Here is a 22,211-nt window from a genome sequence, read left to right as displayed (position 1 = left end):
CACAGCGCATTTACCCGCACATCGAACGGCGGCTGAGGACAGTCCTTGGCCATCGCCGTTCTTCAAGGGAGATGACAATGACGATGTTCGAAAATTTCGGCCGCTTGGGTGTGGCCATCAGGCAAGCCCACGCCAGGAACAAATCGATCCGCGCGCTGAACAGCTTGCCGGCGCATGTCCAGAAGGACATCGGCTGGCCGGCATCGCCGCCGAACGATCCGCAGGCCACACTCGCCTCGCTGCTGCTAGGCTCCACGCGGTGACGACGTTCGCCGACAAATACAAATTGCTCGGCGTCCACCGGGGATCCCACACATCCCCGATGGCCACCAGCAACCGATTGCGCACGGCACTTTTGCCGCGGCGCCGACGACGCGCGGATCACACCAGCGTGTGGGCACGCCGTAAATCTTGACATTCTCGGCCAAGGCACGATCTTCGTTACAAGGGGGAGTTCTCTTAGTCGGCTGCAGCCCAAGTTCGTGTATTCGCATGCCAAGTTTGAAAAGCCACGTTGTGTCCTTCGTGCTCAGGCACAGCCGCAAGCAAGCCTTTTCCAGCCCGGAAAACCTGCAGCGCTGGATCGCCGCCGCGCGCAAGACAGAGGATCACCATCCGCCGGCCGCGCTGCATCAGCGTTTCGAAATCCAGACGCGCAGCGTGGACGGTTTTCCGGTCTACGAAATCGCCCCCAAGGCCGGAGAGCACAAGCGGATACTCTACCTGCATGGCGGCGCTTATGTCTTTGAGATCACGCCCTATCACTGGTATCTGATCGCCGACATGGCCGACCGGCTGGGCTACGGCATCACCGTGCCGATCTACCCTATCGCCCCGGAACACGATTTCCACGCCATGTTCGGCATGGTCGGCGCTGTCTACCGCCAGATGCTCGATGAGACAGAGGCGGAAGATATCGTCTTCATGGGCGATTCCGCCGGCGGCAACATGGCCGTGGTGCTGACCATGATGGCGGCGGACGAGGGTTTGCCGGTGCCGTCGCGCCATGTGCTGATTTCACCCGGCCTCGACGTCTCGCTCGCGAACCCCGAAGTGTTTGAGGCGGAGCGGAATGATCCATGGTTGGGCATCGCCGGCGGGCGTGAGGCAATCCGGCTCTATAGTGCCGGGTTGGATCCGACAGACTGGCGTATCAGCCCGGTCTATGGCGATCTGTCGGTATTGCCGAAGACACTGCTCCTGACGGGCTCCCGCGATCTTCTCACGCCCGACAATCTCATCTTTGCACAAAAAGCCAGCGCCGCCGGTGTCGAGGTGGATCTGATCTACGAGGAAGGCATGTTCCACGTCTGGCCGCTGATTGACATGCCAGAAGCGCGGCGCGCGCGTCAGCACATCGTCGCGTTTCTCACGGACGACGCCTACACTCGGGCTGAAAGGGAAACGGTCAAGTCGTCGACCAAAGCTTCATCCCAGCACACCAACCATTTCGGCCAGACGATCAATCGGCTCGGCGAACGTGACGAGATCGCCGAGCACTGAAACTCGGCCTCACGACATCGATCAGAACTTGCCGGTTTCCCTGAACACTTCGAAGGTCGCGCGGATGTGGTCGGCGACGGCCTTGACCGGCGCGCTGGCGTCCGGCGCCACCACCATGGCAAGATTGTAAGTGCCGATATCGGGCATTCCGTCCTTAGGGCAGAGTTCGACCATGTCGTTGCCCAGGAACGATCTCGGCAGCGGCGCGACCGCGAGGTCGGCCATGATCGCGGCGCGCTGGCCTGCGGTATGGGCACTCATATAAGCGACGCGATAGTTGCGGCCCTCGCGGCCCAATGCCTCGAGCGCGCCGGCCCGCCAGGCACAGCCCTCTTCCCAAAGCGAAACCGGCAGCGGTTCCCGCAGATGCGCGCAGCCGCCCTTGGCGCCGGCCCACACGATCGGCTCGGTCAACAGCACCTCGGCGCCGAGCGCGCTGGTCTTGTACGAATTGGTCAACAGCGTGATGTCGAGCGCCCGGTCATCCATGCGCCGGCGCAGATTGCTGCTCTGGTCGATGGTGACGTCGACGGCGATCGAGGGATGCGACTGCGCGAAACGCTTCAACACATGCGGCAGCACGCGCTCGCCATAGTCGTCAGGTGAGCCGAGCCGCACCACCCCGACAATATCGGGGATGATGAACTTCGACACCACCTCGCGGTTGATCGACAAAAGCCGCCGGGCATAGCCGAGCAGCATTTCGCCGTCCGTGGTCAGCGTCACCGAACGCGCGTCGCGCGCGAACACCGAGCGGCCGAGAATATCCTCCAGCTTCTTGATCTGCATGGAGACGGCCGACGGCGTCCGAAACACCGCATTGGCCGCGGTGGTGAAGCTGCCGGTCTCGGCAATCGCCACGAAGGTGCGCAAAACGTCGAGGTCGAGCAGCGGCAGCGGGTGATTGAGTGGGGCGTTCATGACGATCGACCTTCAATTTTTCTGATACAAAACATCATTCCATTTCGTTTGATTGAACATCAGACCGGGAGCATAGTCAACTCCATCGAAGCAGCATGCTGCCAAAAGCGGCCACGAAACGACCACGGCGCAGACCTGCATTCGACGTGAAATGAAGCTGAAACAGACCTGACGTAACGCATTGCCGGCGCCTGCCGTGCCGTAGCAAAGGAGATCGAAATGTTTATCCTATCGTCCCTCGGCCGCATCGCGACCGAATTCAACGCGGCCCGCGCCCGCTACCAGACCGAACGCGCCATCCGTTCACTGCCGATCGAGCTGCAGAAGGATATCGGCTGGCCGGAAGCTTCCGACGCCAAGACCGGCATTCGCAGCGGCGTCGGATCCTGGGCTGGAGCAAAGTAAATCGTGTGTACCCCGTGCTGAAGGCCTGCCGCGCAGCCCGCCCGGCAGGCCTTCTCTATTTTATTTGTATTCAAACGAATTCATGAGCCATGCCGCCGCTGCATGGCGCATATGAGCAAGCCGCATAGCAGCTCGATTTTTTGATTAACTTCCTGTAAATATTCATAAATCCTAGGCATATTGCTCGTAGCTTGCCAAAATATGTCGCATCCGGTGTCGCTTTTCATATCAAGCGCTTCGCTTTTGCGATTTAGTTCCTGCTCACACAAGCCTATATCACCGTCAGCAAACGAGCTGCCCCACTCCATCAAGCGAAGGCGACCCGTTTAGAGCGACGTGCGTCCTATTGGACGCACAAAGTACGCTCTAACACTTTGAGTCTGCGCATCGTGCTTTCCGAAAATCAATTCGATTTTCGGGCCAATGCGCGAGCAACCGATTGGAGATGATCATGAAGCTTTTTGCCCGCCTCTTCGCCCGCCGCGAAATGAACCTGACCACCGCTCTCGAGCGTCAGCGTCTTGCCAACACCATGCCCGGCCAGACCGGCGCCATGGCCGCGGCACGTCTCGGCTTCGTCGCCTGAACGAGCGCGGTTCCAGGAAAACCGTATTTTCCCGGCCGGAACTGCGTAGAAATCGAAAATACAAGACACCTCCAGAGCCGCGCCCCTGCCGCGGCTTCAGGGTTGACTGCCGCCGCCTCGGTCCGCCGAGGCGGCGTTTATTTTGTTGCGCTTCCATCGCCTTTCACAACCTGACGGTGGCCTGGTTCGAGCAGCACCGCGCGGCGATTGCCCATTTGCGACCCATGTCGCAAATTTAATCTTCCCAAAGCCGTCTAGACGATTGACAGGAATGGTTTTTCCTGATGACGCTATGCTATTCGCGACATCCTGTTCGCGTCATGGCAGATGAGGTTCCCCGTGAACGCCGTCAAGCATCCGATCAAGCGATCGTTTGTGTTCTTCCTTATCCCCGATTTCACCATGATCGCTTTTGCGACAGCGCTTGACCCGCTGCGCTCGGCCAATCGGATGCTCGGCTACGAGGCCTATCGCTGGCGCCTCGCCAGCATCGACGGCAAGCCGGTGCGCGCCTCGAACGGCGTCGAGTGTGCGGTCAACACCTCGCTGGAGGAGGAACGCAAGAAGATGGCGGGGCCGGATCGCCCCAACATGGCCATCGTCTGCAGTGGCACCAATGTCGAGCGCTACCAGAACAAGTCGGCCTTTGCCTGGTTGCGCGAGGAATACAATCGCGGCGTTGCCGTCGGCGGCCTGTGCACCGGTGCGCATATCCTCGCCGCCGCCGGGCTCCTGTCCAACAAGCGCTGTGCCATCCATTGGGAAAACCTGCCCGGTTTTTCCGAAGCGTTCCCGAAGGCCAATGTCTTTGCCGACCTGTTCGAGATCGACCAGAACATCTACACCTGCGCCGGCGGCACCGCCGCGCTTGACATGATGCTGAAGCTGATCGGCGACGATTTCGACGAGAACCTCGTCAACCGCGTGTGCGAGCAGGTGCTGACCGATCGTGTGCGCAGTCCGACCGACCGCCAGCGCCTGCCGCTGCGCGCCCGCCTCGGCGTGCAGAACTCGAAAGTGCTGACCATCATCGAGCTGATGGAGGCCAATCTGTCCGAGCCGCTGTCGCTGATCGAGATCGCCGACCATGTCGACCTGTCGCGTCGCCAGATCGAGCGCCTGTTCCGCACCGAGATGGGACGGTCGCCTGCCCGTTACTACCTCGAAATCCGCCTCGACCGCGCCCGGCATCTCTTGATCCAATCGTCGCTGCCGGTGGTCGAGGTGGCGGTCGCCTGCGGCTTCGTCTCGGCCTCGCATTTCTCGAAATGTTACCGCGAGCTCTACGCCCGCTCGCCGCAGCAGGAACGCGTCGACCGCAAGCAATTGCTGGCGGCCTGATCCCGATCAGGTCTCGGCCGACCGCACTTGCGCCGTCCGCATCGCCTCGACGCGGATGTCCTCGGTCAGCCGCGCCTTCAACGCCGAGAATTCGGCACTGGTCTTCAGCGTATAGTGCCTGGGATGCGGCAGGTCGATGGAGACATCCGACTTGATGCGGCCGGGCCGCGCCGTCATCACGATCACGCGCGAGGCCATGAAGATCGCCTCCTCAATGTCGTGGGTGACGAACAGCACCGTTTTCTTGCGCCGTTCCCATATGCCGAGCAGCAATTCCTGCATCAGCCCGCGTGTCTGGTTGTCCAGCGCCCCGAACGGCTCGTCCAGCAACAGGATTTCGGGATCGTTGGCTAGCGCCCGGGCAATCGCCGTGCGCTGCTGCATGCCCCCTGAAAGCTGTTTCGGCCAATGGTTCTCGAACCCCTTCAGCCCGACGAGATCGACATAGGAAGCGACAATGTCGTCCCGCTCCTTTTCGGCCATCCCCCGTTCGCGCAGGCCGAAGCCGATGTTTTCGGCGACCGTCAGCCATGGAAACAGCGTGTAGGACTGGAAGACCATGCCGCGGTCCGGCCCGGGCCGCGTCACCGTCTTGCCGTCCAGCAGAACTCGGCCTTCGCTTGGCGCCTCCAAGCCGGCGACGATCCTCAACAGTGTCGACTTTCCGCAACCTGACGGTCCCAAAACGGTGATGAAGTCGTTGGCCGCCACCGCCAGGTCGATTGGCATCAGCGCCTTGACGGGTTCTCCACCCCGCACGCCGGCAAAGGTTCGCGAGACACCCTCGATAAGAAGCTTGCTCACGCCAGGCTCCATGGAAAGAGCCAGCGGTTGAACGCCTTGAACGCAAAATCGGACAACAGCCCGATCAGGCCGATGACGATGATGCCGAAGATGATCTGCCCGGTCGCCAGCCGCGACTGGCTGTTGATGATCATGTAACCGATGCCCGACGATGAGCCGATCAATTCGGCCACGATGACATAGGTCCATGCCCAGCCGAGCACCAGCCGTAGCGTCTCGGCGATCTCGGGCGCATTGGCCGGCATGATGACCCGCCTGACGATGCCATTGTTGGTCGAGCCCAGCGTATAAGCGGCCTCGACCAGATCGCGCCGCGTGGCCCCAACCTTGACGGCAATGATCAGGATGATCTGGAACACCGAGCCGACGAAGATGACGAGCAGTTTTTCCAGCTCGCCAATGCCGGCCCAAAGGATGAGCAGCGGAATGAAGGCCGACGCCGGCAGGTAGCGGGCGAAGGAGACGAAGGGCTCCAGAAACGCTTCCACCGGCTTCCAGGCGCCCATGGCGATGCCGAGCGGCACCGCGACGACCGAGGCCAGTACAAAGCCGCCGAAGACCCGCCAGATGGTGATCAGTATGTCGAGCCAGAAACGATCCTCGACCAGCAGCCGCCAGCCATCCCGCAGCATCGACAGCGGATCGGCGAGGAAGATGCGGTTGACGTGACCGCCAAGCGTGATCCAGGCCCAGAAGGCCACGAACAGCACGAAGAAGGAGATACCGAGCACTGTTCGCAGGCTCGGAGAGACAGGATGCAAGGGGCGCATCTTCGTCCTTTGTCAGCGGCAAGGCGGCGGCGCTCTGCGCCACCGCACGGTGCCCAAGGGTTGAACCGTCAATTCGCCACGGCGCTGGTGTCGGCCAGAGTGGCGACGTCGGGTGCCTCCTTGATCAGCCCCATCTGCAGCAGCAGATCGCCGGCGGTCTTGGAAAAGTCCTGGAATTCCTTGGTGAAGAACTGCTTGTTCTCGGCCTTGTCGGCCCATTTCAGGTACTTTGCCGAATCCTCGAATTCATTGGCCGACTGTTTCACGTCAGCGCCCATGATCTCATAGGATTTCTGCGGCTCCTTCTTGATCATGTCGAGGGCGTCGAAATAGCTGTCGGCAAGCGCCTTGGCGGCGTCGGGATTGGCCTTGAGGAATTCGGGCGTGCAGCCGACCGTGTCGAGAACCATCGGATAGTCGAGCGTGGTCGCCAGGATATGCCCCTGGTCGGCCTTGTCGCGCACGGCCGAGATGAAGGGCTCGTAGGTGACGGCCGCATCGTTCTGGCCGGCGAGGAAGGCTTGCGCCGCCGCGTCGGGTTCGAGATTGACGACCGTGACATCCTTGGTCGACATGCCGTTCTTGTTCAGCACCCAGGCCAGCAGGAAGTAGGGCGACGTTCCAGGCGCCGAGGAAGCGACGGTCTTGCCCTTGAGATCGGCGACCGTCTTGATGTCGTTGCGCACCACAATGCCGTCGGCGCCATAGGATTTGTCGAGCTGGAAAATCTGCTTGGTGGTCACCCCGCTGGCGTTCCAGACCAGCCACGTCTCGACCGTGGTGGCGGCGCATTGCAGGTCGCCGCTGGCGATGGCGAGCGGACGGCTGGCCTGCGGCACCTTCTTCAAGGTCACATCGAGCCCATGCTTCTCGAACAGCCCTGCCTGCTTGGCGAGTGTCAGCGGCGCGAATCCGGTCCATCCGCTGATGCCGATGGTGAGCGATGTGGCGGCCATCGCCGGCGCGGACAAGCCTGTGGCAAGTGTCAATGTCGCGGCAAGGACGGTTATTCTGTTCATTTCGGTTCCCCTTTTGTTTTTCTGCGGGAAATTGTTCACAGAGGCCGATGGGCTTGTCAATCAACAGGACCGTGTTTGCGCGCAAAGCAGCCGGCAATCCGGTTTGGGATAGCGCTATCTGGCGTCGGGCATCCAGTTGCGGTTGCGCCACATTTTCTCGCCGACCTGGCAGTCGGCGGCGGGTTTGTCCTGGGCCAGCACCACTGGCGGGTGATCCGCCTCCTCCGCCGCCCATTGCCGTGACGCCGGGCCGGCGAGCTCCAGCACCAGCTTGCGGCGGATGGCTTCGGGAAATTGCGTCCAGTCGTTGACCGGGATCATGAAGGCGCCGGGACCGCCGATGACGCAGTCGCTGTAGTAGCGATCGAGATCGTTGACGTCATAGACGCCGGAAAAGCCGCCTCGGGTCATCAGCGGCAGGCCGTTGATGACTATGCCTTGCCTGACCACCCCGTCGCGGGCGAGATTGACCGGCGCGCCCTGGTTGTTTGGCCCGTCGCCCGAAATGTCGATGACGCGCTTGGTTCCCTGGTAGCCGCTTTCGGCGAAAAGGTCGCTGCCGAACTCCAGCGCGCCGGAGATCGAGGTGCGCCGCGCGCTGTTGGGCGGCTGAGCCGACAATTGCGCCACCACCCGCTCCGCATCGGCCCGGGTCGCGATCGCTGTCCACGGCACGATGACGCGTTGCCAGTTGGTGCCGGCCCATTCGACATAGGTGACGGCGATCTTGCCATAGGCGCCATCGGTAATCGCCTGCAGCACATTGTCGTGCGTCAGCGCCGCCCCGTAGCCATGACGCTGGATCTCGAGCTCGTCGGCCGACATCGACAGCGACACGTCCACCGCCAGCACCAGTTCGACATCCACCGGCTCGTCTGCGCGAGACATTGTCGTCGGCCAGAGCGTCAGCGCCAGCGCGACGACGCTCGAAAGCAGATGTCTTGCAGTGCCAAAACCAGACATGCCGCGAGGGTAAGCCAGAATCGACAGCTGAAAAAGAGAAAAGCCCGACCTGGGCCGGGCTCATCCGAACACGCGCGAAATTCTTGGCGAAGGCTCAGCTCCGCGGCTTGAGATTCTCCGCGTCGTAAAGCGGCTTGTAGCCGACGCTGGCGACCTCGACCGGATAGGTCTCGCCGAAATACTCGACCTTGAGCCTGCGACCCTCCTGGGCATAGGCCCAGGGCAGATAGGCGAGCGCGATGTTCTTGCCGATGGTCGGACCATAGGCCACCGAGGTGGTGAACGACCGGCGGCCGAGTTCGTCGACCAGCGTCTCGCCGGTTGCCGGGTCCATGACCGGCATGGTGCCGACCGGATAACGGGCGACACCTCTGGAATCCTTGTTCTCGGTCATCACCAGCGTGCATAGCATCGCCGGCTGGTGCGCGCGCTCACGATACTCCAAGTGCTTGGCCTTGCCGCAGAAATCGTTCTCCTTGACCTTCGGGCGGGCGAGATCGGCTTCCAGCAGATTGTACTCGGTCAAGAGGTCGGCGTTCTGCAGCCGCAGGCTCTTCTCCATGCGGCGCGTATTGGCGTAGGTCTCGACGCCGAATGGCATGACACCGGTCGAGCGCAGCGCGTCCCAGACGGCGAGACCATCCTCGTAGCGCATATGCAGTTCCCAGCCCTGCTCGCCGACATAGGAAATACGGAACGCCGTAACGTCCTTGCCGCCGATCCGGACCGGCTTGATCGCCGCGAACGGAAAATTCTCCGGCGAAAGCCCATCCGGGTTCTCGACCACCTTTTGCAACGTCGTGCGGGCATTCGGCCCCCAGATGCCGATGGTGACATACTTCTCGGTCACGTCGGTGATGGTGACGTCGAACCCTTTGTCCTGGGCCGTGCGGCGCATGTACTGGTAGTCGCGCGGCCCAGCGTCGGCGCCGTCGATCAGCCGGCATCGGTCGGCCATGCGGATCACCGTGAAGTCGGCGCGCACCATGCCTTGCTCATCGAGGAAGTGGGTGTAGATGCCCTTGCCGATGTTGTTGTCGCCGCCGATCTTGGCCGCGCACAGCCATTCCAGCAGCGCGACATGGTCGGGCCCTTCGATGTCATACATCGAGAAATGCGAGAGGTTGACGATGCCGCAATCCTCGCTCATCGCCAGATGCTCGGCGTTGGAGACGCGCCAGAAATGGCGGTTGTCCCATTCGTTCTCGCGCACCGGCACGCGGTTTCCATACTTCTCAAGCAGATGCTCGTTGGCGGCATAGCCATGCGCACGCTCCCAGCCGCCCAGCTCCATGAAATAACCGCCGAGTTCCTTTTCACGCTCCCAGAACGGCGAGCGCCTGATGTTGCGGGCCTTGGAGAAGGGTTCGCGCGGATGCACCGCCGGATTGTAGACCTTCATCGCCGTCTCGGTGCAGCGATCCCAGATGAATTGTTCCTTGGTCTGGTGCGGATAGAAGCGCGCATAGTCGATGGCGTGGTGGTCGATCGCGGTGCGGCCATCCGTCATCCAGTCGGCGATCAGCTTGCCCATGCCAGGGCCGTCCTTGACCCAGATGGCGACGGCGTACCACAGGCCCCTCACCTTCTGGCTCTCGCCCATGGACGGGCCGCCATCGGCCGTCACCTGCAGCAGCCCGTTGAAGGAATGGCTCTCGTTATAGCCGAGTTCGCCCAGGATCGGCGTCAGTTCCATGGCGCGCTCGAGCGGCGCCAGGATCTGCTCCATGTCGAGATCGCGCTGCGACGGCGACAGTCGTGCCTGGTCCTTCTCCAGCAGGTCGCGCGGATGGCAGAGGCGCGGATTGGTCTCTTCGTAGTAACCCCATTCGATCTGCCCGCCTTCGGCGGTCTTGGGGTCGCCGGTGTCGCGCATATAGGCCGAGTTGCCCTGGTCGCGCAGCAGTGGCCAACCGATCTCCTTGCCGGTGCCGGCAAACTCGGTATACGGGCCGAAGAAGGTCAGCGGATGGTCGATCGGCATGACCGGCAGGTCCTCGCCGACCATCTCGGCGATCAGCCGGCCCCAGATGCCGGCGCAGACGATGACATAGTCGGCCTCGATCGTGCCGCGGTCGGTCACCACGGCACTGATGCGGCCGTCCTTGACGACGAGCGACTTCGCCGGCGTGTTGGCGAAGGATTTGAGCTTGCCTGACGCTTCCGCCTGGTCGACCAGCTTGCCGGCAACGGTCTGCGAGCGCGGAATAACGAGGCCGGCATCCGGATCCCATAGGCCGCCCTGCACCAGATCCTGTTCGATGAGCGGGAATTTTTCCTTGATCTCAGCGGGATCGATCAAACGGGCGCGTGTGCCGAACGCCTTGGCCGAGGCGATCTTGCGTTTGATCTCGTCCATGCGGCCGTCGTCGCCGACACGGGCGACTTCGAGGCCGCCGACGCGCGCGTAATGGCCCATCTTCTCGTAGAAATCGATGGAATAGAGCGTCGTCCAGCACGACAGGAAATCGTGGCTGGTGGTGTAGCAAAAGTCGGAAGCGTGCGCGGTCGAGCCGATATCGGTCGGGATGCCCGACTTGTCGATGCCGACAATGTCGTCCCAGCCGCGCTCGATCAGATGATGGGCGATCGATGCGCCGACAATGCCGCCGAGGCCAATGATGACGACCTTCGCCTTTTTCGGAAACTCTGCCATTGCCCGCGACTCCAGAATGCTGTTGCGGGCGGCATCGGCGCCCGTCTGATCGTCGCACAATATGCAGGCGACGGGGACGGCGCTACCGCCTGTTTGCGACACGCCACAGATGCCTCGCGACCCCTCCCCAAATCAGGAAAAACATCTACCCGTCAGGCGAAAGCCCAGACGTCCTCGGCCTGGAAGCCGACCTGATAGCCCGCCGTCTTCAGCTTGACCACGACCTGTCCGATCTCCGGCGCGGGCAGCGCACCAACCTCGACCTTGATCATGCCGGGACGATAGCGCTTGAGGTCGAGCTGCTCGAACACCATCCAGTCGGCGCCTTCACAATCGACGAGGAAGGCGTCGATATGGGTGATGCCGTTGCGGTCGAGCAATGTCTGCAAGGTCTCCGACGGCACCTCGATGTCTTTCAGATGCGGCGCGAACTTGTTGAAATTGGCGTCGGCCTCGCCCCAGGCATTCTTGCCCGACATCAGGTTGGTGTCGGTCACCGACGAGCAGCCGATGAACTCGATCGGCAGGGTGCCGGCTTCGAGTGCGGCAGCGTCAAAGGTGTGGACCGTGATCGTGCCTTTAGTTCTCGTCACCGCGACGGGTTCGATGACGAAGCGGTCCGTGTCAGGGTAATTGGCGCGCAGCCGTTTCTGGTTGTACGGGATCGGCTCGACCAGCATGGCGCGGGCCTTTGGAATGCGGTGCAGCCAAGGCGTCACGTCATCGAACAGCGCGCCATCGCAGGCGCCGACATTGACCATCTGGAATGGCCGGCCGCTATCACCGAAGCGTGCCTTCAGCGCCGCCTTGGCGAGGAACTTGGTGCCGCGCAGCGACGGCCCGCGATCGAGCAGGCCGGCGGGAAGGCCGAGCGACAGGGCAATGCGCGCCAGGTTGGAAACTGAACTCATGATTTGTCTCCTGGTATGACGTGCAGGGCGGCGCGGTGCTGGCCGCCGGTGACCGCCGCCCACAACGCCATGAAGGGGGGTGCCAGCAGCAGGAATGGCGGGATCAGATGCGGGAAATAAATGCGCGTGTCGTGGATCGGGAAGACGCTGAATTTGGCGAGCGCACCGAGCACCAGCGCAGCAAACAGAATGCCCGCGCGGCGGCCGAGCCTGAAGCCGGCGCGGTCGGCCGCAAACCACCCGGCCAGCGCCAGAACCGAGACCCCGACCCAGCTGTTCAGGTTGATGGCGCGCAGCAGCGAGGCGGCAAACGCCCGGAGATAGGCGATGACGGAAAAAGCCGGCTCGAACCGGTCCATATTGTAGTGCTGCCCGATGCTGGAAAACCACAGATGCGGCCACCAGCCGGGATGATGGGCCCAGTGCGAAATGGCGAAATACGCGGCGAGCGAAGCGGCAAAGCCGACCAGCACGCCCCAGGCCTTCTGCCGGAACAGGACCAGCAGCACTGCGAAAACGGCAAGGAAAACTATGTTGTCCGGCCGCACCATGAAGGCGAGGAAGAGCAGGATCGCCGTCGCCACCTCGCGGCCTCGGACATAAGCGAAGAGACCGCCTAGCAACAGCGCCGAGGTAAGCAGGTCCGGTGTCGAAGCGCGCGCGGCGTCGCCGAAATCGGCCATGATCAGCACCGCGCCGACCACCGGTGCCAACGCCAGTGCCTTTTCCCCGCGCAGCCAGAGCAGCGTGATCGCGCCGAACAGCAGGACCGAAAACACCTGCACCAGCCGCATCGCCTCGACCGGCGACATGACGGAACTCAGCGTCGACAGGATTTCGGCATAGAGGAACTTGATCCGGTACATGCCGAGCAACGAATGGAAGTCGGCGGCGTTCTGCGTCATGTGGCTGCGGAAGCCACCGCCATCGTCGGTCAGCGCCTTGTAGTCGGCCGCCGAGACACTCGATTTGACGGTGCTGTAGGCATAGTCATGCAGTGCCTGCGCATCGGGGTAGGTGCTCTCCTCCGACATGGCGAGATAGGGCAGCATGTCCCAGTTGGCGTCGGGCATCACCCAGGCCGTGAACGCCGTCAAAAGCATATAGAGGGCGAAGGCAGCCGCACCGATCGGAGCCGCCAGCCGCGCATAGGTCCCCTCGCCCCACGCCAGACCGGCCTCGGCGAGCCGGTCGAGTGGACTTTGCGGAGCGGGCGACTTGGTCAGCATGTCTTCTCGGCGAACGTTCGTTTCAACGGACTTGGCTTTTGACGAAATCCTTCACGATCGCCACGATGCCGCGCGATAAGAGACTGTCGAAGGCATCGACGAAGAGGTCGACATGCTCGCGCTGGCAGATCAGCGGCGGCTCGAGCCGGATGACGTTGCGGTTGTATTCGGTGAAGGCGACGAGCACGTCGTAGTCGCGCAGCAGCAGCGCGCCGACGAAACCGGACAGCGAACCCTTCAGCTTGTCGTCGAGCACGCTGACGATAGGGCGCAGCACCATCGGCAAGGTCTGCGAGAAGTCGTGAAACTCCAGCCCGACCATAAAACCCTTGCCGCGCACGTCCTTGATGATCTTCGGGTATTTTTCCCTGAGTGCCTGCAGCCGCTGCAGCAGGTACTCGCCGGTGACGGCGGCGTTGTCGATCAGCCCCTCGTCGTAAAGCACGTTGATGCCCTCGATCGCCGTGGCACACGCCTCGCCCATGCCGCCGAAAGTGGCCATTGCATGGATCATCGCCGTCTTCGGCGTGCCGTAGGCCTTCATGTAGATTTCGCGGCGCGCAATCATCGCGCCGACAGCGGCCTTGCCGGCACCCAGCGATTTGGCCAGTGCCGTCACATCGGGCACGACGCCATGATGCTCGAAGGCATAGAAGCGGCCCGAGCGGCCATAGCCGCACTGCACCTCGTCGGCGACCCACAGCACGCCATACTGGTCGCACAGCGCCCGCAGCTTCTGCCAGTATTCAGTCGGCGCCTGGATGATGCCACCGCCGCCCTGGATGGTTTCCAGCACGATGACGCCGATCTCCGGATCGGAGCGGAACAGGCGCTCGACGGCCTCGATATCGGCAAAGGGAATGCGGACGGTATTGTCGGCCAGCCTGAAGTCGGCGCGGTAGAGCTGGCCGTCGGTGATGCCCAGCACACCCTTGGTCTTGCCGTGGAATGAATTCTCGGCATAGACTATTTTCGGCCGCTTCGGGCCGGCGGCACGCTCGGCAAGCTTCACCGCCGCTTCCATCGCTTCCGAGCCGGACGAGCCCAAAAACACCATGTCGAGATCGCCAGGCGAACATTTGGCGATGTTGTGCGCCAACGCGGCGGCATATTGCGACATGAAGGCGATGGCGATTTCCTGCCGCTTCTCCTCCTGGAATTTCTTGCGCACTTCCAGAATGCGCGGATGATTGTGGCCAAAGGCCAGCGACCCGAAGCCGCCGAAGAAATCGAGGATCTTGCGGCCGTTCTGGTCGATGTAGAACATGCCCTCTGCACGTTCGATCTTGATCTTGTGGAAGCCGAGCAGCTTCATGAAATGCAGCTGGCCGGGGTTGAGATGCGCCTTGAACAGGTCGGTCATCCCCGCGACATCCATCGCCTTGGCCTGCTCGACGCTGATCAGGTCGGGCTTGGCGGTGGTGGCGGGCGACAGTGTCGGCGCGCTGACCAGGGTGCGCGTATTCGTCTGTTCCGGCTTGGCCATGACGGTCATTTCAATCTCCTGTTCGCGCCCGCGGCTGGCGTCGAGCGCAATAAACTGTTCGGCGCGCCCCTATTCGGCGGGGACATGTTTGGTGGCGACGGCGGGCCCGGCCTTCTTGGCGCGGTATTCGCTGTAGGCGGCGATCAGCATGTCCTCGTCGCGGTATTGCGGCACCCAGCCGAGCTGCCGCTCGGCCTTGGACACGTCGAGCACACAGTCCTCGTCGGCGATCAGATATTGCTCCGGATCCATGATCGGCATGTTGAAGAGGTCGAGCAGGTCGAGCGTCCGCTTGACCGCCCAGCCCGGGGTAGGCAGCAGGATCGACTTCGAGCCGGCATGCCGGATCAGGTCGCCAAGCAATTTCTTCACCGGCGGCGGATTGAGCGACCCGAGATTATAGGCCTCGTTGGGCACACCGGCCTTCCACGCGGCGCGCGCCGCCTCCGCGCAGTCGAACACCGAGATGAACTGATAAGGGTTGCGGCCCGACCCGATCATCGGCACGGGAAAGTTCCAGTCGATCAGCTTGAACAGCTTTTCGAGGATGCCGAGCCGACCGGGGCCGATGATCAGGCGCGGGCGAAACAGCGAAATCGACATGCCGCGCTTGCGCCATTCGCCGGCCAGTTCCTCGGTCTTCTGCTTCGACCAGCCATATTCGCCGAGCGGCGCGACCGGGTGCTCCTCGGTCATCGGCTGGGTGACGGTGTGACCATAGATCATGTCGGTCGTATAGTGGACGAGCCTGCGGACACCAGCCTTGTCCATGGCCTGCAGGATGTGCTCGGTGCCGTGGAAATTGACCGGAAAGAAGAAGTCGTGCCGCTTCGCCCGCACCTGGATCGGTGACAGCATCTTGGCCGACAAATTGTAGACCATGTCGTCGGCCTTCAGCCCGACCGCGGCAACCGAGCCTTGGTCGGTGACGTCGCACTTGATGAAGCGGACGGTGCGGTAATGCGCAAGGTCGCTCCTGACGATGTCGGCGACGACAACCTCTTCACCGTCGGCCACAAGCTTCGGCGCCAGGTGACGGCCAACAAAGCCGTCACCCCCGAAAATCACATGTCTCATCGAACGATCTCGTTTGCTTGTATCTTGTCGGGCGTGATGGAAGCGCTCTGGTCTTCATGCCCTCGCCCACTTTGCGCGATCAGCACCGTACCGACGCAGATGCAGGCAATGCCGGCGATGCGCCAGCCATTCAGGTCTTCTCGGAAGACGAAATAGGCGAAGATCGCGACCGCGACATAAGCCAGGCTCAGAAACGGATAGGCGAAGGAAAGCTCGACCTTGGAAAGCACGTAAAGGTGCGAGGCCATCGAAATGACGAAGGTGCACAGGCCAAGGAAGACCCAGGGGCTGAAGACGATCTGCAACAGCTTGATCAGCGGATTGGTGCCCTCGAATGAAATCGGTCCGAGCGACATCATGCCTTGCTTAAGCATCAGCTGCGCAGCAGCATTTGTCATGACCGTAAACAAGATGAAGACGATATATTTCATGTAGCCCCGCAACCCTGTGATATTAGGTAATACAAATCTGAAAGATTTCGTGAACCCACAAGACATTTTTGGGTAAATCTGGATGTTAAACGTTCGTAAACCACGATTCATTCAAAGTTTACCTATTCGGCTGCCTCTGCATCGCGCCGCCGCGGGTCGACAATCCCGGCCGTGCGCGCCCAGAAGTCGGACATGAAGGCGGGATCGCGCAGCGCCTCCAGCCTCGGCCACTCCGGAAACGAAGCGACGAAGGTTGCCGCACTCATGCGCGCATCCTTGTAAGGATTGACCGCCCCCCCGGCCGCGATCGTCATGCGGTCGAGTTCGCCGAGCAGGGCAAGCGTCGCCGCTCCCCTGTTGGGGAAGTCCAGCGTCAGCGTGTAACCCGTACGAGGGAACGACAGCAGCGCCGGCGAGCGGATCGAACCGAAGCGCTTCAAGACGGTGAGGAACGACCCCTGCCCTGCCTGCCTGGCCGCCGTGAGCAGTGCCGGCACGATTGTGCGCGCGGCCTCTTCCGGGACCACGCTCTGATGCTGGAACAGCCCCTTCGGTCCATAGAGCCTGTTCCAGTCGCGCACACCGTCGAGCGGGAAGAAGAAGCCCTGGTATTCGACCTTGCGCGGCGCCTTGGCCTGCCCCTTTTTCCACCTGTAGGCGGCGTTGAAAGCGGTCAGGAACGGCCGGCTGAGCACGTTGAAAGGCGGCTGGAGCGGAACGGAGAATTTCGCGCTCGCAGGCGCGGCCGCGTGCGAACCGTGCTCGGCGTGGTTGCCGGTAAACAGCAGCCCCCGTCCGCTGTTGCGGCCACCGGCGAGCTGGTCGATCCAGGCGACGGCATATTCATTGGCCTGGTCCGCCGCTTCGGCAAGGTCGAAATATTCGCGGACGTCGCGAAACCGCGTCGTCTCTTCCACGATATCGAGCGACGGAATCCGCATCAGCCGGATCGAAGCCGACAGGATCAGGCCGGTGAGCCCCATGCCACCGATGGTCGCCCGAAACAGGCGCGGATTGTCGGTCGCAGAGCAGCGATAGCTGTGTCCATCCGACCGAAGGAGCGTGAAACTTTCCACATGGCAACCGAACGTACCGCGCCGGTGATGGTTCTTGCCATGGACATCGTTGGCAATGGCGCCGCCGAGCGTGACGAATTGTGTGCCGGGCACCACCGCCGGGAAGAAGCCATGAGGCGCGGCATGTGCAATGACATCCGCGAGCAGCACCCCGGCATCCGCTTCGAGCAGACCGCTCTCGGCGTTGAAGCCGCGAATGCGGTTCAGGGGCCGCATGTCGATGACGGTGCCGAGCTGGTTCTGGCAGGAATCGCCGTAGGATCGGCCGTTGCCATAGGCAAGCAGCGACGCTTGCCTGGCCTGGCCGCCCTTCAGCAGCGCAATGGCGTCATCGGCGTGGATCGCCCTTGCCGCTGGCGGCGTGGCAAGGCCAAAGCTCTGGAAGCGTTCCGCCATGCCTACCAGCCTCCGATGACCAGCAGCACCGCGCCGATCGCCACCACGATCTGGCTGCGCCAGTCGCGAATGATGAAGACGACCGGGTCGTCGTGCATTTCGTCGCGGCGCGCCAGGATCCAGACACGCATGGTGAGATAAAGCACGATCGGCGCCAGCGGCCAGATCAGCCAGGGATGCGGATAGAGTTCGCGCACCGCGACGCTGTCCATGTAGAGCGCCAGCACCAGCGCCGAGGAGAACGCCGAAGCCATGCCGGCCTGGGCGACAATCTCCTGGTCTTCGGTGCGATAGCCGCGGCCGGCAATGCGTTCGCCGGGCGGAATGGCCGTGGTGCGCAATTCGACAAAGCGCTTCACCAGTGCCAGCGACAGGAAGAAGAAGATCGAGAAGGCGAGCAGCCAGAACGAGACGTCGACGCCCGTGGCGGCCGCGCCGGCCAGCACACGAATGGTGTAGAGGCCGGCAAGCGTCAGCACGTCGACCAGAAGCATGCGCTTGAACGACAGCGAATAGGCCGTGGTAACGACCATGTAGCCGCCGAGCACAGCCAGGAATTCAGGCGACAGGAACAGCCCGGTGCCGACGCCGATCGCCAGCAGCACCGCGATTGCGCCAAGGCCGAACGGAATAGACAGCGCACCGCTGGCGAACGGCCTGTTGCGCTTGGTCAGATGCTTGCGATCGAGCGCAAGGTCGAAGAAGTCATTGAGGATGTAGATCGCCGACGCCACCGCGCTGAACGAGATGAACGCCAGCAGGCATTCCCAGATCATGTTGGAATTGAAATATTCGTGCGACAGCATCATCGGCACGGCGATCAGCGAATTCTTCAGCCACTGGTGGACGCGCAGCATCTTGACGATGGTCCGCAACGTCGGCTTGGGCGCCGGCATCGTTTCGGCGCCATGCGCCGCCTGCCAGCGCGCGGCATGACGGTCCGGCGCCACCACGATCGCGCTGCGTGCCGCGTCGAAGACCTGGAGGTCGTGGCGGCTGTTGCCGGCATAGTCGAAACCGGCATCGCCATAGGCCGCAAGGAGCGAGGCTCGCTTCTTTCCCGAAGTGAGATTGTCGAGACCCTCGGTGGCCAGTACCCGGTCGAAAATGCCGAGATGGACAGCAATGGCGTCGGCGAACTTGCGCGGCGTGCCGGTGGCCAGCACGAGTTTGCGGCCTTCGGCGTGCTCGGTGCGGAGCCGGTCGAGCAGGGGCGCCCGATAGGGCAGCGTGGCGGGGTCGATGTCGATGCGTTGGGCGATCGCCTGCTTCAGCCGCGCCGGTCCGCCGGCCGCCCAGAAAGGCACCAGGAAGAAATAGAGCGGGTTCTTCTTGAGGAGGATGAACAATCCTTCCCACAAAAGGTCCGTCGCGATCAGCGTGCCGTCGAGATCGACCGCAAGCGGTATTGCGTTCCTGTCCGACCGCGCGTCCATGCCCGTCCTGCCCTGCCAGCGTCTGATCCGGAAACCGGAACCCGTTGAGCGCCGTATTTCGGCGTCTTGATGCTGGTATAGCGGGGATCGTCTAGCGAACATTAAAACGTACGGTTGCAAAGGGCTGCCGCCGCGGTATTTCCATCGTCATTGTTAAACAACAGCTACCGGAAACAATAAAAGGCCGAGCAACGCCCGGCCTTTCCAAACGTGCCACCGAGATTACTTGATGCGGGCGACGCCGCCAGAAATCTCGACGGTTTCCGAACCGGTCAGGGCTTCAAGGTCGCCATTGGGCAAGGTGACAAAACAGCCACTCTGGCAGAACTCGACGGTTTCACCGCCAGCCAGCGCAAGCTCGGTCTTGCTGCCGCCCTCGGTCACGACCAGCGTGCGCGTCTCGGCGTCCTTGTTGACCGCGCTGGCGGCATGGGCCGAGCCGCTCACGGCGAGCAAGGCCACGGCAGCGACGAGAGACTTCCACATTTGCAATATCGGTGTTCCCACCGCCTCTGTTGCATTTCCACAAGGCATTCTCGCCTTTGCATGGGAGCTTATATGAGATGGAAGCTGAACCGCAACTGAATGCCGCATTCATGCCGCAATTGGCTTTGGCTTTCGCACATACCCACCCTGTCAATCTGGCCGCGCGGCAATGCGGTGCTCTCGGCAATGGCAGCCCGGCAGGAGGATCCAGAGCCTAGTCCGGATCGGGTTTCTTCGACTTGCGCTGCTTCGGCAGCTTTTTCGCTTCGGCCTCGGCTTGCGCCTTGGCCTCTTCCCGTTCGGCGAAATCGGCCTCGATCTTGTCGTCGTCGGTCGGCCATGCCACGTTCTTCTTGGCCTCGACGACCGCGCGCGGCGTGGACGGGATTTCGATGTGCTGGTCGTCGAATCTTTCCAGCACGGTGAAGCGGACGTCGTTCTGCACGATGTTGCCGTTCATCACATCGGCCAGGAACACGCGGATCTCGAATTCGAGCGCGGCGGGTCCAAAATTGGAAAACAAGACGAAAGGCTCGGGGTTCTTCAGCACCAATGGATGGCTGCGCGCGATATCCAGCAGCACCGCGTGGACCTGCTTGACGTCGCTGCCATAGGCGACGCCCACCTTGATGTCGATGCGGCCGAGCTTGTTGCGGTGCGTCCAGTTGCCGACGGCGTTGTTGATCAGGTTCGAATTGGGCAGGATCACCGACTGCCGCTGGAAAGTCTCGATCTCCGTGGCACGCACGCTGATCTTCTTGACCGTGCCGCTGATCTCGCCGGCCACGATCCAGTCGCCGACCTTGAACGGCCGTTCGGCCAGAAGGATCAGGCCGGAGACGAAATTCGACACCACATTCTGCAGGCCAAAGCCGATACCGAGGGAAAGAGCACCGGCGACCAGCGCCAGGCTGGAAAGATCGATGCCGGCCGCAGAGATGCCGACCAGCGCGGCGAGCGCAACGCCGGCATAGCCGACCGCCAGCCGGATCGAGTTGCGCACTCCGGTGTCGACCTTGCCGCGCGCCATGACCGAGCCGTCGAGCCAGCCCTGGAACCAGCGCGTCAGGAAATAGCCGATGACGAAGACGACGATGCCCGACAGGATGCCAGTGACCGAAATGGTCACCGAACCGATATTGATTCCGGTTGCGAGCTTGTACGCCCACGCCTCGATATCGCCGGGCTGGAAGCCCCACATCAAAAGGATCAACGGCAGAAACACCAGCACGATCATCACGTTGATGGCGATGCTGACGACAAGACCGAGCTGGTCGAGTGCGGTATCTTCATAGCTGGAATTGGCCGACAGCCAACGCCCGACCGAGGTGTTGGCGAAAGCGCCCTCCTCGCCGATCGCCTGCGCCGACAGGAAGCCGATATAGGCCGTTATCAGCGCGGTGCCGGTGACCACGACTTGCAGCGAGACGAACAGGGCAAGGCCGATATACCCGAGCAGCGCCGCGATGATGGTGAAAAGCCCCAGCCCGAGCGAGGTGTAGCGCAGCCAGGCCGGCCACGGGCGCCAGCTTCCGTCACGCGCCCTGAACGGCCTCAGCATCGCCATCAGGATCAGGATGACGCCGACGATGATGGTGGCCACGAAACTGCGCGCGATGGTCAGCGACAGCGGCGACCCCATCTTGTCGTTCACGACCGACAGGAAGGTGTTGAAGCTGATGACCACGGCCATGGCGGTGGTCAGCCGGACCAGCCAGCGCGCCGGCCCGGTTTCGACGGGGATGAGCCGCCAGTTGGGCAAACGCGGCTCGAGTGCAGCGTTGGTCAGCCGATTGACACAGAACACCACGCCGATGACCGTGGCCAACGCATTGAGGAAGAGGCCAATATCGCCGCGCAGCACGTTGTAATAATTGAAAAAGAAGATCGTCGAGCCGAGAAAGGCGGCGACAGCCAGCGTCGGCAGCAAGGTCGACCAGAAGGCCACGGACAGGCGGCTGAGATAGGATGGGTCCTCATTGGCCGGATCGGCCTCGAACACCCGCCCGAACAGGCGCCTCCCGCCGACCAGCAGCACCAGCGCCAGGCCGAGCGCCACGAAGGTGGCGGCCAGGATAGCCTGGAACTTGAACTTGATGGCGAAGCTCAGCCAGGACGACACCGCCTTGTAGAAATTGCCGAACTCGTCGCGCGCGTCGGAAAACACCTGCGGGCTCAGCGCGTCCGAGAGCACGTAGCGCTTGGTCAAAAGATTGCGGAACAGCGCGCTGCGCATGTTGCCGATCTTGTCGATCAGCCCGCTGATGCGGATCGACAAGGATTGAGCTTGCGCGATGACCGCGTTGATCTCGGCCTTTTCGGACGTCAGCCCCTCGCGTTCGGCGCTGACGATGTCGGGCTCAGCCGGTTGGCCGGCGGCGGGTGGCGGCCCGAGCTGTTCGAGCCTGCTGTTGATTTCGCCCAGGCGTGTGCGGAACGCCAGCGCGCTGGTCAGCGATTGCCGTGACAATTCCTCGAGTTGCAGGCGGATGTCGACAAGGTTGCTGTCGTCCTCGCCATCCTGCTGTATCTGCTTCTCGAAATTATCGGTCTTGATCGTCAGGCCTTGAATGATCTTTTGCTGATCGGCGACCAGTCCGGCGGGCGCCTGGCCAACGCCTTGCGCCGCCGCCTCGAACGACAGCGGCGCCGAAACGACAAGCGCCAGGACCAGGATGAGGCGAAGCAATCGAAAAAACATGATGGATTGGCGAC

Annotated in this window: 20 protein-coding genes; 5 read left to right on the top strand and 15 right to left on the bottom strand. The window is 62.3% G+C overall.

Features of this window, described 5'->3' with window-relative positions:
* The first annotated feature begins 77 nt into the window (after positions 1–77).
* Together LB571_RS13515 and LB571_RS13510 are read left to right on the top strand one after the other, a co-directional pair.
* The gene (locus LB571_RS13515) at positions 78–263 is read left to right on the top strand and encodes a hypothetical protein (protein ID WP_015317418.1); all 186 of its coding nucleotides are present in this window, start codon (positions 78–80) and stop codon (positions 261–263) included.
* Positions 264–492: 229 nt separating this feature from the next.
* Positions 493–1,503 (top strand): alpha/beta hydrolase, encoded by a 1,011-nt coding sequence (locus tag LB571_RS13510; protein WP_224595211.1) that lies wholly within the window; start codon positions 493–495, stop codon positions 1,501–1,503.
* 21 nt (positions 1,504–1,524) lie between these two features.
* Here LB571_RS13510 and LB571_RS13505 read toward each other — a convergent pair whose 3' ends face one another.
* Positions 1,525–2,424 (bottom strand): LysR substrate-binding domain-containing protein, encoded by a 900-nt coding sequence (locus LB571_RS13505; RefSeq protein WP_015317416.1) that lies wholly within the window; start codon positions 2,422–2,424, stop codon positions 1,525–1,527.
* 219 nt (positions 2,425–2,643) lie between these two features.
* Here LB571_RS13505 and LB571_RS13500 point away from each other — a divergent pair, with 219 nt between their 5' ends.
* The 3 genes from LB571_RS13500 to LB571_RS13495 all read left to right on the top strand — a co-directional run bounded on the left by LB571_RS13500 (position 2,644) and on the right by LB571_RS13495 (position 4,756).
* The gene (locus LB571_RS13500) at positions 2,644–2,829 is read left to right on the top strand and encodes a hypothetical protein (RefSeq protein ID WP_140723913.1); all 186 of its coding nucleotides are present in this window, start codon (positions 2,644–2,646) and stop codon (positions 2,827–2,829) included.
* Positions 2,830–3,280: 451 nt separating this feature from the next.
* Complete coding sequence (locus tag LB571_RS28785; RefSeq protein ID WP_013894968.1) at positions 3,281–3,415, top strand: hypothetical protein; 135 nt, start codon at positions 3,281–3,283, stop codon at positions 3,413–3,415.
* Positions 3,416–3,817: 402 nt separating this feature from the next.
* A complete protein-coding gene (locus LB571_RS13495; RefSeq protein WP_263485819.1) occupies positions 3,818–4,756 on the top strand; it encodes a GlxA family transcriptional regulator in 939 nt (312 codons plus the stop codon).
* 6 nt (positions 4,757–4,762) lie between these two features.
* On the opposite strand, the gene LB571_RS13490 is transcribed toward LB571_RS13495, so the two are convergent.
* The 14 genes from LB571_RS13490 to LB571_RS13425 all read right to left on the bottom strand — a co-directional run bounded on the left by LB571_RS13490 (position 4,763) and on the right by LB571_RS13425 (position 22,197).
* Positions 4,763–5,560 carry an ABC transporter ATP-binding protein gene (locus tag LB571_RS13490; RefSeq protein WP_140615914.1) on the bottom strand — a complete coding sequence of 266 codons (798 nt, stop codon included), beginning with the start codon at positions 5,558–5,560 and terminating at the stop codon, positions 4,763–4,765.
* A complete protein-coding gene (locus LB571_RS13485; RefSeq protein ID WP_015317412.1) occupies positions 5,557–6,330 on the bottom strand; it encodes an ABC transporter permease in 774 nt (257 codons plus the stop codon). Before LB571_RS13485 ends, LB571_RS13490 begins: the two co-directional genes overlap by 4 nt.
* A gap of 68 nt (positions 6,331–6,398) precedes the next feature.
* Positions 6,399–7,349, bottom strand: a complete 951-nt coding sequence (locus LB571_RS13480) for an ABC transporter substrate-binding protein (RefSeq protein WP_015317411.1) — start codon at positions 7,347–7,349, stop codon at positions 6,399–6,401.
* Between the two features lie 114 nt (positions 7,350–7,463).
* Complete coding sequence (locus LB571_RS13475; RefSeq protein WP_140615911.1) at positions 7,464–8,312, bottom strand: DUF1194 domain-containing protein; 849 nt, start codon at positions 8,310–8,312, stop codon at positions 7,464–7,466.
* A gap of 94 nt (positions 8,313–8,406) precedes the next feature.
* On the bottom strand, positions 8,407–10,968 hold the full coding sequence (locus LB571_RS13470; RefSeq protein ID WP_224595032.1) for an FAD-dependent oxidoreductase: 2,562 nt from the start codon (positions 10,966–10,968) through the stop codon (positions 8,407–8,409).
* Between the two features lie 152 nt (positions 10,969–11,120).
* Positions 11,121–11,879 carry an FkbM family methyltransferase gene (locus LB571_RS13465; protein ID WP_224595030.1) on the bottom strand — a complete coding sequence of 253 codons (759 nt, stop codon included), beginning with the start codon at positions 11,877–11,879 and terminating at the stop codon, positions 11,121–11,123.
* Entirely contained in the window at positions 11,876–13,108 is a 1,233-nt protein-coding gene (locus tag LB571_RS13460) for a hypothetical protein (protein WP_224595028.1), read from the bottom strand. Before LB571_RS13460 ends, LB571_RS13465 begins: the two co-directional genes overlap by 4 nt.
* A 22-nt stretch (positions 13,109–13,130) precedes the next feature.
* On the bottom strand, positions 13,131–14,603 hold the full coding sequence (locus LB571_RS13455) for an aspartate aminotransferase family protein (protein ID WP_224595025.1): 1,473 nt from the start codon (positions 14,601–14,603) through the stop codon (positions 13,131–13,133).
* A gap of 60 nt (positions 14,604–14,663) precedes the next feature.
* Positions 14,664–15,671 (bottom strand): NAD-dependent epimerase/dehydratase family protein, encoded by a 1,008-nt coding sequence (locus LB571_RS13450; protein WP_224595021.1) that lies wholly within the window; start codon positions 15,669–15,671, stop codon positions 14,664–14,666.
* Positions 15,668–16,102: an EamA family transporter gene (locus LB571_RS13445; RefSeq protein WP_015317404.1), complete on the bottom strand. Its 435-nt coding sequence runs from the start codon at positions 16,100–16,102 to the stop codon at positions 15,668–15,670. Before LB571_RS13445 ends, LB571_RS13450 begins: the two co-directional genes overlap by 4 nt.
* 122 nt (positions 16,103–16,224) lie before the next feature.
* The gene (locus LB571_RS13440; RefSeq protein WP_224595018.1) at positions 16,225–17,574 is read right to left on the bottom strand and encodes an FAD-dependent oxidoreductase; all 1,350 of its coding nucleotides are present in this window, start codon (positions 17,572–17,574) and stop codon (positions 16,225–16,227) included.
* Positions 17,575–17,576: 2 nt separating this feature from the next.
* Complete coding sequence (locus tag LB571_RS13435; RefSeq protein WP_224595015.1) at positions 17,577–19,010, bottom strand: UbiA family prenyltransferase; 1,434 nt, start codon at positions 19,008–19,010, stop codon at positions 17,577–17,579.
* A 222-nt stretch (positions 19,011–19,232) separates the two neighbouring features.
* Positions 19,233–19,496 carry a hypothetical protein gene (locus LB571_RS13430; RefSeq protein WP_015317401.1) on the bottom strand — a complete coding sequence of 88 codons (264 nt, stop codon included), beginning with the start codon at positions 19,494–19,496 and terminating at the stop codon, positions 19,233–19,235.
* A 214-nt stretch (positions 19,497–19,710) separates the two neighbouring features.
* Complete coding sequence (locus tag LB571_RS13425; RefSeq protein ID WP_224595012.1) at positions 19,711–22,197, bottom strand: mechanosensitive ion channel family protein; 2,487 nt, start codon at positions 22,195–22,197, stop codon at positions 19,711–19,713.
* Positions 22,198–22,211 lie beyond the last annotated feature (14 nt).

Source organism: Mesorhizobium sp. BR1-1-4 (assembly GCF_020165375.1).
Lineage (GTDB): Bacteria > Pseudomonadota > Alphaproteobacteria > Rhizobiales > Rhizobiaceae > Mesorhizobium > Mesorhizobium australicum.
This window is presented reverse-complemented; position numbering and strand designations above follow the sequence as displayed.

Excerpts from the sequence above, each read along its gene's own strand:
- LB571_RS13515 (WP_015317418.1), top strand. The coding sequence starts at position 78 with ATGACGATGTTCGAAAATTTCGGCCGCTTGGGTGTGGCCATCAGGCAA.
- LB571_RS13510 (WP_224595211.1), top strand. The coding sequence starts at position 493 with ATGCCAAGTTTGAAAAGCCACGTTGTGTCCTTCGTGCTCAGGCACAGC.
- LB571_RS13505 (WP_015317416.1), bottom strand. The coding sequence starts at position 2,424 with ATGAACGCCCCACTCAATCACCCGCTGCCGCTGCTCGACCTCGACGTT.
- LB571_RS13500 (WP_140723913.1), top strand. The coding sequence starts at position 2,644 with ATGTTTATCCTATCGTCCCTCGGCCGCATCGCGACCGAATTCAACGCG.
- LB571_RS28785 (WP_013894968.1), top strand. The coding sequence starts at position 3,281 with ATGAAGCTTTTTGCCCGCCTCTTCGCCCGCCGCGAAATGAACCTGACC.
- LB571_RS13495 (WP_263485819.1), top strand. The coding sequence starts at position 3,818 with ATGATCGCTTTTGCGACAGCGCTTGACCCGCTGCGCTCGGCCAATCGG.
- LB571_RS13485 (WP_015317412.1), bottom strand. The coding sequence starts at position 6,330 with ATGCGCCCCTTGCATCCTGTCTCTCCGAGCCTGCGAACAGTGCTCGGT.
- LB571_RS13480 (WP_015317411.1), bottom strand. The coding sequence starts at position 7,349 with ATGAACAGAATAACCGTCCTTGCCGCGACATTGACACTTGCCACAGGC.
- LB571_RS13475 (WP_140615911.1), bottom strand. The coding sequence starts at position 8,312 with ATGTCTGGTTTTGGCACTGCAAGACATCTGCTTTCGAGCGTCGTCGCG.
- LB571_RS13470 (WP_224595032.1), bottom strand. The coding sequence starts at position 10,968 with ATGGCAGAGTTTCCGAAAAAGGCGAAGGTCGTCATCATTGGCCTCGGC.
- LB571_RS13465 (WP_224595030.1), bottom strand. The coding sequence starts at position 11,879 with ATGAGTTCAGTTTCCAACCTGGCGCGCATTGCCCTGTCGCTCGGCCTT.
- LB571_RS13460 (WP_224595028.1), bottom strand. The coding sequence starts at position 13,108 with ATGCTGACCAAGTCGCCCGCTCCGCAAAGTCCACTCGACCGGCTCGCC.
- LB571_RS13455 (WP_224595025.1), bottom strand. The coding sequence starts at position 14,603 with ATGACCGTCATGGCCAAGCCGGAACAGACGAATACGCGCACCCTGGTC.
- LB571_RS13450 (WP_224595021.1), bottom strand. The coding sequence starts at position 15,671 with ATGAGACATGTGATTTTCGGGGGTGACGGCTTTGTTGGCCGTCACCTG.
- LB571_RS13445 (WP_015317404.1), bottom strand. The coding sequence starts at position 16,102 with ATGAAATATATCGTCTTCATCTTGTTTACGGTCATGACAAATGCTGCT.
- LB571_RS13440 (WP_224595018.1), bottom strand. The coding sequence starts at position 17,574 with ATGGCGGAACGCTTCCAGAGCTTTGGCCTTGCCACGCCGCCAGCGGCA.
- LB571_RS13435 (WP_224595015.1), bottom strand. The coding sequence starts at position 19,010 with ATGGACGCGCGGTCGGACAGGAACGCAATACCGCTTGCGGTCGATCTC.
- LB571_RS13430 (WP_015317401.1), bottom strand. The coding sequence starts at position 19,496 with ATGTGGAAGTCTCTCGTCGCTGCCGTGGCCTTGCTCGCCGTGAGCGGC.
- LB571_RS13425 (WP_224595012.1), bottom strand. The coding sequence starts at position 22,197 with ATGTTTTTTCGATTGCTTCGCCTCATCCTGGTCCTGGCGCTTGTCGTT.